Source organism: Veillonella sp. S13054-11 (assembly GCF_002959795.1).
Classification (GTDB): domain Bacteria; phylum Bacillota; class Negativicutes; order Veillonellales; family Veillonellaceae; genus Veillonella; species Veillonella parvula_E.
Genome location: NZ_PPCY01000008.1, coordinates 134085 through 147032, shown reverse-complemented (window position 1 = coordinate 147032; position 12948 = coordinate 134085). Strand labels below are relative to the sequence as shown.

Genomic DNA, 12948 nt, shown 5'->3' with positions numbered 1-12948 from the left:
ACACTTTAGACCGTATACCTGGGTATTTTATGGAGTTTATCAAAATATAGTGTATTTAATTGATGTAATAATTATTTATGTATAATAATAAATAATTATGATAATAAAGAGTCGCTATATATCATTTACATATATTATTATTTAGATATATTTCTAAAGGCTTTATTTAATTGGAAAAATAAGATTAGATAAATGTAGATTATATGTACTTTTTTGGGCTATAGTGAGTAAAAAAATACACATTAATTATAAAAGTGAGTTGACATTATAGTTAGTTAATGTATAATGTAACTAAATCACATGTGAATAATATTTCAAATCTTTGAATGAGAAGTAGTAACTATACTAACTATTCTACAGCAAGTTGATGACCACTATGGAGATGAGATGATCAGCGATTAGCGTATAGTGAATGGGCTCATGAGAGTTCACCGAAAGTATTACGAGTAGGCTGGAACGGTTGTCACCGTTATATGACTAGAGTATCGAAAGGTATATTGACTTTTCCGCACTTGAAAGTATACATAATGGGTGGTATAGCGAACACATTTCGTCCTGTTTAGGATGGAATGTGTTTTTTATTATTTAGATCTAAATTGGAAAGGTTAATATCTATTAATTGTTGGAGGTATTATATGAATACAAATTTAGAGTTTGGAATAGGAAGAGGCCTTATTAAGTGTACTTGTGAAGCGATTCAATGTTATATGGCTATTCAGGAACTTTATGGGGCTAATAACTGCTATATTTTTGAATCGCTAGCGGGACCTTCTCAGGATGTTAATTCTGCATATGTAGGTTTTGATAAGGTGTTGTCAATATCTATAAAGGATAGTTATTTAAATCTACAGGGTGATAGTGCTTTGATAGAGTATATTAAGAGTAATTTAAAAGCTATAAATACAGTTATTATTGATGGACCTGAAATATATGTTCGAGAGGGACATATATTTGATGTTTTGAGTTTTATAACAAGATTATTTCATAAAGAAGAATGTAATACTAAATTAAGTTTTTTATCATTTTTTTCTTATGAAAGTATACGATATATAGAGGATATACCAGATTTAAACCGAGTATGTAATTATGAAATACCTGATATAGTACTTGACTTATATCGAGGAATCATTGAGTTTAATTTAAATGATAACAGTATAACTTATGAAGAATTAAAGTTTACCGGACAACCTGTTATTGATTGGGTAAATATTGAAAGCACTTTACAAAGATACACAAAATATGATTTACCAATACCAGAAATTTATCCAGTCAATATTATAAAAGACAGTATGAGTAAATCTGAATTCGTAGAGATTGCAAATGAGTGTTTGAATCATATTGCTAATGGGGATATTTATCAAATTCAGATTGGTCATGAAATATCTATTAGTACTAATACAAGACCCTTTGATGTGTATTTGCGTTTGCGTGAAATTAATCCTTCTCCATATATGTATTTTGCACCTATAAATAGTGTTTTTGCAATTGGCGCTAGTCCAGAGCTATTTGTAAGAAAAAATGGTCGTGCTATAGAAATGAGACCAATTGCAGGTACTACAAAGAGAACTCATGATGAAGAACTTGATAATATGGCTATTGAGAAACTTAAATGTGATGAGAAGGAAATCGCAGAACATCTGATGTTAATTGATTTATGTAGAAATGATTTAGCTAAAGTTTGTTCTAAAGGAACATTGGAGTTGACACGTCAATTTTTTGTAGAAACTTATTCACATGTTTTTCATTTGGTTTCGGATTTACAAATAGATTTAGAGGAAGTATATGATATTTTTGATGTGATTAAGGCTACTTTCCCAGCAGGAACTATGACAGGGACACCTAAAATTGAATCTATGAAGCTTATTGAAAAATACGAGAATATTAAAAGAGGTCTTTATGCTGGTGCTATAGGTCAAATTGCATTAAATGGAGATGCTGTTTTAGCGCTTTGTATTAGAACGGCGCTATATTATGCAGGAAATTATCATATCCGGGCATCTGCTGGTATTGTTGCAGATTCAAAGCCTAGCAATGAATGGAATGAAACATTAAATAAATTAGCTGCAACATATCTTACTATTACTGGCAAATCACTTTTAGATTGATTTAGGGGGATAACATGAAAACATTAGTTGTAGATGCATATGATAGCTTTGTATATATATTAGTTGAATATTTAAAGCAACTTGATATGAATCCAATTGTATATAGGATTAATGAAATTAATATAGCTTTAATAGAGGAAGTTAGTCCTGATATGATTTTATTAGGACCAGGGCCAGGTCATCCAAAAGATGCTGGTTATACTGAGATTATTCATAGGTTTAAAGGACAAATTCCTATATTGGGGGTTTGCTTAGGACATCAAGCGATTGGCTTAGCATTTGACTGTAAAATCTCTAAAGCATGTAATTTACGACATGGAAAGAAAAGTTTAATAACAAATGATCAACAAGGTATATTTCAACATTTTGATTCTCCTTGTGTAGTAACACGATATCATTCTCTTATTATTGATAAAGAAGGTTTTAATAATGATGAACTAATTATAACATCGAACTCTATGGATGATCATTATATCATGGGAGTTAGGCATAAGAAGTATTCTATAGAGGGGATACAGTTTCATCCTGAAAGTATAGGTACTACCAATGGATTAGAAATGTTACAAAATTTTAAAAAGAGGTATGTAGAATGAATCTGTCAGTAAAAAATTTAGGCTTATTGGCAATATTTTTAGCAACTATTTTTTTATCAACGAAATCGATTTTTGCGAAACTTCTTTATTTAGATGAGATTACTCCTATTATGATATTAATGTATAGGTCTATCATTTCATTACCCTTTTTCTTATTCCCATTGCTGAAAGTAGATTGGAAGAATATGGAAATTAAACAGGTAGTGATATATGGTACAATCGGATCTTTCATCTATTTGTTGTCATCAATAGCAGATTTTATCGGGTTGCTATTCATATCTGCATCTTTGGAACGCGCTATTTTGTTTACTTTCCCAATATATGTTTTTTTACTATCTAAAGAAAACTCTAAAATTACGATAGTTCAGATAGGTTTAATTTTTTCGACAGTAATTGGGCTAATTTTTATGTTTAATCCAATTGTAATAGGGAATATTAAGGAGACTCTATTTGGAGGCGGATTAGTTCTGCTTTCCGCAATCTTTTGGGCTATATTCATAATTTATAGTAAGTATGCTGTTCGAATGATTGGTGCAACTGTTTTTACTAGTGCTTATATGTGTATAAGTACTATAGCTTTAGTTTTTATTTTTATGATTTTTTCAAGGGTTATTACAACTAATTTTTTGTTTGAAGATAGCATGATGGTTTATTTAGTATTATTGGCTTTAATGTGCTCAATAATCCCTTCTTATCTTTTATCTTACGGAGTAAAAGTTATTAGTGCAACACAAACTGCAATAATTAGTGCTTTAGGACCGATTTCAACATTAGTGTTAGATGTCATCGTATTGAATCATGATATTACTATAAATGAAATTATTGGCACTATAATTGTAACTTTAAGCGTTACCTATTTAACTAGATTATATAAATAATGGAGGCGCATATGAAAATAAAGTTCCTTGTTATTAATGGTTCTGAACGAACTAATGGTAATACTGAATTTGCAATAAATATTGCTAAGGAGATTTTAATAAATGTATCAAAAAAGTATAATGTGGTTTTTGACGTAATAAATTTGCGTGAGCTATCTATAAAATCGTGTAATACTTGTGAGGATGTAGAAAATTGTAATTATCGAACGGAACCATGTAGACAGAATGACGATATAGTAAAAGTATATGAAAAAATGAAAGAAGCAGATTGTCTGATATATGCAACCCCAGTACATGGATTTGGCATGCCTAGTTTAATGCAGTCTTTTATTGATCGTTTAGGCGTGGGATATTTAAGATTTGAGCGTCCATTAACTAATAAAATCGGAGGAATTATTGCTGTGGGACGAAGATATGCTCATTCTGCGGTTTTTACTCAGTTAATTCAAAATTTCTTACTGAATAGAATGATTGTTGTTGGTAGCGGATTTCCAGTATATTTATATGGAGGACAGAAGGGTGAGATACAAAATGATACAGAAGGCTTAGACTCTTTATATAGAATGGTTATTAGGATGCTTGAGTTTGCCATATTTATTAAATTGAAAAAAACAAATATAGACATTGGTAAAGAAATATTGCTTAATGAGCGAGATTTTATATATTCAATAAAGACTACAGTATAGAAAGAAAAGCTGTACTCAAAATGTAATTAATTTTACATTTGAGTACAGCCTTTCTTTGCTACTTATTAGCTTGAATTTTTGTACGAATTATTTTTTAGATTTAGTAGATACTTTATTGTTGGACACCTTAGCAGATTGTGCGATTGCATATGCAGTGCCTTTTACTAAATCAGAAGCTTCAGCAGTGTTGCCAGATACGGTTACAGCTGCTACAGTGTCTTCGGTTACTGCGAATAATGCAGTTGCATAAGGGTGTTGCGCACCATTTGGTACAGTTACAGCACCGGATTTAACAACGATGTAACGACCGTTGTTGTTAAAAATATCATAATGGGCTGCTTGTTTTACACCATCATAGCTTTCATTGTAAGCGAACAATGCAGCTACTTCACCACTTGCTACTTGACCAGATTGTTGCATGGAATGCAATTTAGCAGCTGCTACAGCTGTTGGTTGAGTCATGTTTACAGTGATGCGCAAAGAGTTGTTGTTTACAACTGCTTCAGTGATTACGTTTGTAGAGAATACATTCGCAACACCGTTGCCAGCACGGTTGTAAGAGCTAGCAGTTTTCACTTGGTAGCCGTTAGTGTATGCAGGCAAGTCATATGTGTAAGTTTTACCATTTAACAACAAGTCGAAAGCGTTCAATTGGTTAGCTTTGTAGCGAGAAACGTAGGAGCTGCCGTTGCCATTAGCTGTTACGGAGTTTACAGTTTCTTGGTATACAGGTTGGGCTTCAGTAGGGATAGGATCCATGATTTGAAGACCTACAGCTGTTGTTTGTGGTGCCACAAAGATTGGATCACCTAATTCTTTAGATACAGGCATTTGTTGAGCCATATCACCTGCTGTGTAAGGCACTGCTGGCAATGGTTTGTAACCAGGGCGCGGTGCACTTGTGGCATAACTAGTTTGGTAAGCTGGTGTAGCAGCTTGTGGTGCAGGATAAGAATATTGCTCTGCAGAAGCGCGTTCATAAGCGCGTGCGTTAGCGTCAATAGTTGCAGCGAACGCAGAGAAAGACATCGTTGTCGCTGCAAACACTGCAAAAGCAGTTGCTAAATGTTTTTTGTTCATAATAATTTACTCCTAAATACATGATTTTACAAATAACACAGATACTAACTTGTATTATATAGGAATTCATGCTAATTGTAAATAAAATATAAAATATTATCTTAATTATAAATAAATATAATCAAATGAGTCAAATATTGTACAATTAGTCATAGAATGTCATATTACTATATAATAATAATCAGTATAGTAATTTATTATATCGAAAAATTTCGTTTGATGCTATATCTAATTCGTATAGTGCTACAATTAATTTGTGTAGTGCTATTCTAATGCGTTAACTGATATGAGCAATATAAATTTGTGGATTATATTAATTGAGATGGTGAAAGTTTCACTAGGGAGGTCTCATGAGTATTAGCGTCTATTATGGACGAGCTGGATCAGGCAAGACGCGCGCCGTATATGAACGCATACGTCAGGTCATGACAGACTGTCCAGGGGAACCAATAATTTTGCTCGTTCCTGAACCTGCCACCTATCGGGTGGAACGGGAGTTAGCTGAATTTATGCCTGAGAAAGGCTTTACTACGGTTCGCGTCGTAGGCTTTGGTCGTTTGGGTTATCAGATATATCAATCGATAGGCTCAAAAGGGGTCGGTCAATCAAGTTTATCAAGCTTTGGCCGGTCTATGTTGTTGCGCCTTGTAATGAAACGAAAACAAAAGGAACTCGGGCTGTTAGAACAGGCCACAAAGCGACCTGAGTTTTCCTCTGTATTGCAACAACTCTTTTCTGAGTTTCGCGCCTTCCGTGTAGGCCCTGTGGACCTAGAACGAGGGGCAGAATCTGTTAAAAATAAAGTATTACAAAAGAAATTGCGCGAGCTAGCTATTTGTATGTCTGCCTATGAAGAAGAACTCAGTCGCCATGGGGAGCGCGACATCGATCCTATCATGGAAATCGTAGAGGCATTGCCACAATCTCCTCTCATGGAGAATAGCCACGTCTTTATCGATGGTTTCCATTGGTTTACGCCCACACACTATGAGTTGATTTATACCTTGTTTGACTTGGCGAAGGAAGCCGTTATTACTATCGATTTACCGATGGCTCCAAAGGCGTTACATCTAGCGCGTCGAGGGGAGCATCTCTTCAGCCGCCCTTTAGAGATTTACGACACCTTAGTCGCTCGTTATGGCTCTGGTATCAACTGGGTTGGCTTTGACGGGAAACGAGGCCCTCAAATCGTTCAAGCTCTAGAGTCTAATTACTTTATTAGTCCTAGTAAGAAAAACCCTACAGATGCAACGATTCCGCTTATTCGAGGCTATAACAGGGAACGCGAAGCCGATGCTGTGGCTCGTCGTATTTTAGCCTATGTAGAATCATCTGAAGAGGCGCGTTACCGAGATGTATGTATTATGCTCCGCGAGTCTGAAACCTATGGTGACACCCTAGAAAAGGTCTTTGCTCGCTACGGTATTCCGCACTTTATCGACCGTCAGCGGCCTATGAAAAACCATCCGTTAGGCGAGCTGTTGACGGCTCTCTTTGATATCGTACGTCATAACTATAGTCGAGACAGCATGTTCCTCTTGCTCAAGACGGACTTGATGCCGCTTACTCGTGAGGCTGTAGATGAGCTAGAGAACTACGTTCTCGAGTTTGGTATCGACCATTATAAATGGGAACGTGAAAGCTGGCCGTACCTACGAGGCTTTTATGAGGGGCAAAATGAAGATAACCACGTAGATGCACCACGCAGAGCACGTGTAAACAAAGCAAGACAAACGATTATGGATGTTTTATCTCCGTGGTTTGATTTTGCGGCTTATAGTGATGGACATACGGGCGCAGAATGGGGAGCTCAATTATATAGTTTGTTAGAAACATTGCAAGTGCCAGAGCGCCTTTATGAATGGGCGAAGGATGCAGAAACTATAGGTGATCAAGAAGCTAAAGCTAGTCATGAACAGATGTACAATGCGGTCCTTTCCTTTATAGACGAAATTTCTATGGTCATGAAGGATGAAATATTGACCTTGGATGAGATGATGCTCCTCCTCGAAGAAGGCCTTAGCGATGTAAACTATTCTATGATTCCTCCGTCTTTAGATCATGTGGTGATTACCACCATCGAACGTGGTTACAGCCAGTGGTGGCCTAAGGTGTTTGTAATGGGCCTCAACCAAGGTGTATTCCCTCAAAGTATGGGCGATGAAGGACTCATCAAGGACAAGGAGCGTCAAGAATTGGCCGATGCAGGCATTACCTTAGCAGAAGGTGCCTTGCCGAAGGCTTTCAACGAGAATTTCCTATTATACCTCGCCATGACGCGAGCATCCGATTCGTTGACCTTGTCCTATGCGGGCTCTAGTGAGGATGGAACCGGTCTTGAGCCGTCCCTCGTTGTAAAACGATTAGAATCCCTTGGGTACGTAGATCAGGCGGTAGAGATTCCTCTCTCCATTGCACCTGATACAGAGACGGATTACGTGTGGCGTCCACTCCAAAGTCTGTCATTGTTGTCGGAGCGTTGGGGTGCGCTCTTTAGTGGTTATGAGGTCAATCCTCTTTGGTGGGGACTCTATAACTGGGCTCGTGAAAGCGAAACCTATCGTCCTCGTTTAGCGGAGGTGTCACGTGGCATTCGAGATAACAACGATGTGCCTGTTATTACGCAGGATTTAGTGAATGGGTTGTTCTTGTCTAAAGGCTATATGTCTGGCTCTGTAACGCGCCTTGAACGATACCAACAATGTCCGTTCAAGTTTTATGCTCAATATGGTTTGAAACTAGAACCGCGTCCAGTACGTTCCTTTGGAGCTCCTGAAATCGGTACGTTCTTGCATGCGAATTTAGAGCGCTTAGGTAATTATCTATTAGAAAACAACATGCAATGGCGTGACCTCGACGAAGAGGAACAAGCAAATCTATGCCGCACCGTGGCAGACGAAATCTTGCAAGAGAATCAACTGGGTGAAGAAACGAGCGATGCCTACCAAAAAGCCATCGAGCAACGTGTACAGAGAACATTACATGTGACGGTAGACCGTCTCGTAGAATGGTCAAAGCGCAGTGATTTTGATACGAAGTATTTAGAGCAAGACTTTGGTCGTCAAGGTGGCTGGGACCCTATTCGAGTCCCTCTTGGTGAAGACCGTTACTTGCGCCTCATCGGGCAAATTGACCGCATCGACGAATATACACGGGATGGTCAAACCTATGGTATGGTTATCGACTACAAATCGGGTGGCGCTCATGTGACGGCCCAAGATGTGTATTATGGCCTTAAACTGCAACTCATGACCTATCTGCTGGCGTTAGAATCCGCTTATGGTAAAACACATGGCGAATCTATGTCCCCTGCAGCGGTGGTTTACTCCTACGTGAAGAACCCGAAAATCCCTGCTGATGCGCCTATATCTTATGAAGATGCTGTTTCGTTGGCTAATGAAAGCGATGCTTGGCAAAACAGTGGGTACTTCTCCGATGATATAGAGCTGTTGACGCATATTGACAATAAGTTTTTGTCCTATGGTTCTAAGCGAGGGCCTTATGTGCCGATTGCTACGAAAAAAGATCAAACCATTTCTAGCAGAGATTTGCGGAAGGTTAAGTCTACAGGTGAATTTGACATAATGTGCCGCTATACAAATCACGTGATGGCTGAGACGGGTCGTCACATTGGGGAAGGGCAGTTCCCGATTAAGCCATATCAATTGAATGGCCTTAGACCTTGTACATTCTGCGACTACAGAACGGTATGTCGCTTTGACTCTAGCCGTAATCGATATAATTATTTGTCTAGATTGTCCGAAGATGATGCATTAGAACGGATGAAAGAGGTCTTAAACGACAGAAATAATAGCAACGAAGGAGGTGAAAACCATGGGTGTTAAATGGACGCCAGAGCAGGAGTCTGCTATTATAGCGCCTAAGGATTCCTCCTTAGATAATCAGACCTTACTTGTTGCGGCTGCTGCCGGTTCAGGTAAGACCGCGGTTCTTGTAGAACGCATTATTACGCGCCTTAAGGACATGGATAATCCCTTATCTGTTCAAGAACTCATGGTTGTAACTTTCACAAAGGCTGCGGCCCAAGAGATGAGCGCTCGTATTGGCCTTGCCTTGGCTAAAGCCATGGAATCTACAGATGATGCTGCACTACAAACGCGCCTTGAACGACAGCTCAATCTGTTGCCCTCTGCTCATATTTCTACATTGCACTCCTTTTGCCAATGGGTAATCCGGTCCTATTTCTATAAGCTCGACATTAATCCGACAGCGCGCATCGGCAATGAAGCAGAAATGGCATTGCTACAACAAGAGGTATTAGCCGATTTATTAACTAAATCCTATGAAGAGGGCCTTTATAATATCTATGAGCTAGCGGATTTCTTCAGCGATGATAAATCCGATGCAGGCTTAACGGCGAAGATTATGTCCCTGTATAACTACGCTATGTCCCTCGCCAATCCCGATGGATGGTTACGCAAAGCCTTAGAGCCTTATAAAGAGGCGATGGACATAAACCCTAGCGATACGTTATGGGGCGAATATATGTGGTCGAATCATTTAGCTACTATCAATCGTATTCGTGAGCGCTTAGAGCGGATGGAACAAATCTTGCTCGATCCGACAGGGCCTCACAAATGGCAAAACATATACGATAATCAACTGGCTGCACTAGGCATGCTTTCAGCGGCTCAAACTTGGGACGACATGGGCGAAGTTTGTAAACATATAGATACCTTTATTAAAGATCAGTTCCGCATGGGTTCAAAAGAGGCGCAAGCCTATGATCCTATATTGGTGGCAGAGTTTAAATCTTTGGGTGGTCAAAATAAAGATGACCTCAAAGCTATGCAAACCGCTATATTTACCGTTCCGGAAGCTACCTTGCAAGACCAGTTCAAGGCTCAATATCCAATCATAGAAGGGTTAGTAGAACTCACAATTGCGTTCCACCAAGCGTATCGGGATATGAAACAAGAGCAAGGCATCATGGATTTTAGCGACCTTGAGCATCTATGCTTGGCCCTTCTCGTTGAGCCTGGCACAGAGGATGAGCCTAAGCCATCTGAAGTAGCAAAGGAACTGCAAGATACGTTCAAAGAAATCATGGTCGATGAATACCAAGATACGAACGGCGTGCAAGAGACGATTATCAACTTGATTTCTCGCGTCGATAATAGGTTCTATGTGGGGGACGTGAAGCAGGCTATTTATAGCTTCCGTATGGCCGATAGTTCTCTATTTATGGAGAAATACAACACCTATGGGGGTAATGATGCCGTAGAGAGACGTATCGACTTGGCGAAAAACTTCCGATCTGACGCAAATATTTTGGCTGCTACGAACTTCTTGTTCTACCAAATTATGACGGAAGACGCGGCAGAGCTCAATTACACAGAGGCTGAATCGCTCATTCCTGGCCGCATCGTAGAGGATGCGCCAGAGGATTGGGTCGGTGGTGACGTGGAATTGCAACTCTTAGATGTGAGTAAGGATACCCTTGGTGCTGGTGAAAGCGACGAGGACGAAGGAGATGATCCTGAAAACAACGAGCGTGAGCTAGATTTCATCATTCAAAAAATCAAAGAAATCCATGCTGCTAAGAAACAGGTGCAAAATCCAGATGGCACATTCCGTCAAATCGAGTGGCGAGACTTTGCTATTTTGCGCAGATCCTTAGCGGGCTGGGGGACGCGTGCCGTAGAAGCCATGCGGCAAGCGGGAATTCCTGCAGTTGTAAATGAGCGAGATGGTTACTTTGAAGCCCAAGAGATTCAACTCTTATTGGCATTGTTATCCGTCATAGATAATCCAGAACAAGATTTGCCGATGGCTGCCGTGTTGCACTCTGGCCTGGTAGGCCTTGATGCCAACGAACTAGGTGCATTGCGCCTGTCTGGTGAGGGCTCCTTATGGTCTCTTATGCCAGCCTATGCAGAAGAGGCTCAAGATGAGCGTTTATTGGCCTTTATTGGGCATATGGAAAGGTGGCGCACCTTATCGCGTCGTCACGGTGTGACCGACTTGTTGTGGGATATTTACGAATCTCAAGACTATGTAAACTATGTGGGAGCTATGCCGAATGGCCTCGTTCGCCGTGCCAATGTGCTCGCCTTATACGATAGAGCCAAGGGCTATGAAGCCTCTGGCTTCCGTGGGCTCTTTAGGTTCTTGCGCTTTGCGGAAAGCTTGCGCGACAGCAACCAAGATATGCCTCTTGCCAATGTGGTGAGCGAGGCGGACAATGTAGTGCGCCTTATGACCATCCATAAGAGTAAGGGCCTTGAGTTTCCTGTAGTATTTCTATCTGGTGTACAAAAAAGATTCAACATGATGGACTTGCGTTCAGAGCTTCTTATCGATAAAAATGCAGGTCTTGGTTTGAAAGGGTATTTCCCAGATATTCGAGTATCCTTCCCGACCATGCCTTGGTTTTATGTGAAAGACGTAAAAGAAGCGGCCCTCAAGGCGGAGGAGCAGCGCATTCTCTATGTTGCCTTGACACGGGCACGAGATAAGCTGTTCATGACAGGCTTTATTAAAGGCTTTAAAAATTCTAAAGGTGTGTTAAGCACCATAGGTGAGCTCATTAAAAATGCGGCTTCCGTAGAAACTCAACAGTTACCGACAGATATTATTACACAAGCCAATACATACCTAGACTGGATGATTATGGGCTTTGCCCGTCATTTAGATGGCGGTAATCCATTGCGCGTAGCCATCGAGTACGAAGGACCCACCTATTTTGATTTACCGGATAAACAGTGTCGTTTAAAGGTTGAAATCCATGATGGCTCTCTTTATGGTGATCTCGATTACAAAGCGGATATCGACGAGACAACCATCAACAAGGTGCGTGAGTTAAAAGCTGTTAATTCTGTAGAATTACCGCAGGAAATCGTGGACCGTTTTAACTATACCTATCCATACAACGATGCTACACGACGTACTGCTAAAATTTCCGTTAGTGAATTGAAGCGACGATTCCAAGAACGAGAACTTGAAGCAGGAACTATTGATACTTTGAATGAACCGATTGCAACGGTAGAAGTTTCAGCAGATGACCTAGCAAATTCCGTATTCGGTCGAAAGCCACAAGCATTACAGTCTGAAGATGATGTATTAACCGGTGCTCAATGTGGGACCTTGATGCATGAGGCTATGCAATGGCTACCTCTTGTGACGTATACGCAAGCTTCTTTGACGAAAGAACTCGATGCACTGGTGGCGAATGGGACTTTTACAGAGGAAGAACGGAATTTATTAAGCGATACGAGTTTGTATAAATTTTTTAGCTCTGATCTTGGTAAGCGCCTTATCAATGCAAAACGTATCGAGCGAGAGTTGCCGTTTAGCATGCTCTTTGAAGGAAAACGCGTATACGACACCTTAGAGGACGGGGAAAATCTGTTCCTTCAAGGTATTATTGATACGGCCTTTGAGGAGGATGGCGAATGGGTTCTCGTAGATTACAAAACGGATCGCGTTACATCCGGAGAAGAACTCATTAAGCGCTATAAAATCCAAATGGACCTCTATAAAGAGGCCTTGCAGCGATTGACGGGAATGCCCGTGAAAGCATGCTATATTTATAGCTTCCGCTTGCATGATGCAATCATTGTGGACTAATGTACATAGATTCTTA

Annotated in this window: 7 protein-coding genes; 6 read left to right on the top strand and 1 reads right to left on the bottom strand. The window is 39.8% G+C overall.

The features are described from left to right. Positions 1-635: 635 nt before the first annotated feature. The 4 genes from VPHSUH08_RS08320 to VPHSUH08_RS08305 are packed head-to-tail and all read left to right on the top strand — an operon-like array spanning position 636 to position 4262. Positions 636-2105, top strand: a complete 1470-nt coding sequence (locus VPHSUH08_RS08320; RefSeq protein ID WP_158251058.1) for an anthranilate synthase component I family protein — start codon at positions 636-638, stop codon at positions 2103-2105. A 14-nt stretch (positions 2106-2119) separates the two neighbouring features. Beyond that, positions 2120-2698 (top strand): aminodeoxychorismate/anthranilate synthase component II, encoded by a 579-nt coding sequence (locus VPHSUH08_RS08315; RefSeq protein WP_105087202.1) that lies wholly within the window; start codon positions 2120-2122, stop codon positions 2696-2698. Further along, complete coding sequence (locus VPHSUH08_RS08310; RefSeq protein WP_105087201.1) at positions 2695-3576, top strand: DMT family transporter; 882 nt, start codon at positions 2695-2697, stop codon at positions 3574-3576. Before VPHSUH08_RS08315 ends, VPHSUH08_RS08310 begins: the two co-directional genes overlap by 4 nt. A gap of 11 nt (positions 3577-3587) precedes the next feature. Beyond that, positions 3588-4262, top strand: coding sequence for a flavodoxin family protein (locus VPHSUH08_RS08305; protein ID WP_158251057.1), 675 nt, complete (start codon positions 3588-3590; stop codon positions 4260-4262). An 87-nt stretch (positions 4263-4349) separates the two neighbouring features. Here the strand turns inward: VPHSUH08_RS08305 and VPHSUH08_RS08300 are convergent, their stop codons facing one another. Further along, the gene (locus VPHSUH08_RS08300) at positions 4350-5342 is read right to left on the bottom strand and encodes a hypothetical protein (RefSeq protein ID WP_105087199.1); all 993 of its coding nucleotides are present in this window, start codon (positions 5340-5342) and stop codon (positions 4350-4352) included. A gap of 350 nt (positions 5343-5692) precedes the next feature. Between VPHSUH08_RS08300 and VPHSUH08_RS08295 the strand changes: the two genes are divergently transcribed. Together VPHSUH08_RS08295 and addA are read left to right on the top strand one after the other, a co-directional pair. After that, positions 5693-9187, top strand: coding sequence for a PD-(D/E)XK nuclease family protein (locus tag VPHSUH08_RS08295; protein WP_105087198.1), 3495 nt, complete (start codon positions 5693-5695; stop codon positions 9185-9187). Then, positions 9177-12932 (top strand): helicase-exonuclease AddAB subunit AddA, encoded by a 3756-nt coding sequence (addA, locus tag VPHSUH08_RS08290; protein WP_105087197.1) that lies wholly within the window; start codon positions 9177-9179, stop codon positions 12930-12932. The genes VPHSUH08_RS08295 and addA overlap by 11 nt, the downstream gene beginning before the upstream one ends. Positions 12933-12948 lie beyond the last annotated feature (16 nt).

Bases quoted from the DNA above. Each gene is read 5' to 3' on its own strand.
- VPHSUH08_RS08320 (WP_158251058.1), top strand. From the start codon at position 636: ATGAATACAAATTTAGAGTTTGGAATAGGAAGAGGCCTTATTAAGTGT.
- VPHSUH08_RS08315 (WP_105087202.1), top strand. From the start codon at position 2,120: ATGAAAACATTAGTTGTAGATGCATATGATAGCTTTGTATATATATTA.
- VPHSUH08_RS08310 (WP_105087201.1), top strand. From the start codon at position 2,695: ATGAATCTGTCAGTAAAAAATTTAGGCTTATTGGCAATATTTTTAGCA.
- VPHSUH08_RS08305 (WP_158251057.1), top strand. From the start codon at position 3,588: ATGAAAATAAAGTTCCTTGTTATTAATGGTTCTGAACGAACTAATGGT.
- VPHSUH08_RS08300 (WP_105087199.1), bottom strand. From the start codon at position 5,342: ATGAACAAAAAACATTTAGCAACTGCTTTTGCAGTGTTTGCAGCGACA.
- VPHSUH08_RS08295 (WP_105087198.1), top strand. From the start codon at position 5,693: ATGAGTATTAGCGTCTATTATGGACGAGCTGGATCAGGCAAGACGCGC.
- addA (WP_105087197.1), top strand. From the start codon at position 9,177: ATGGGTGTTAAATGGACGCCAGAGCAGGAGTCTGCTATTATAGCGCCT.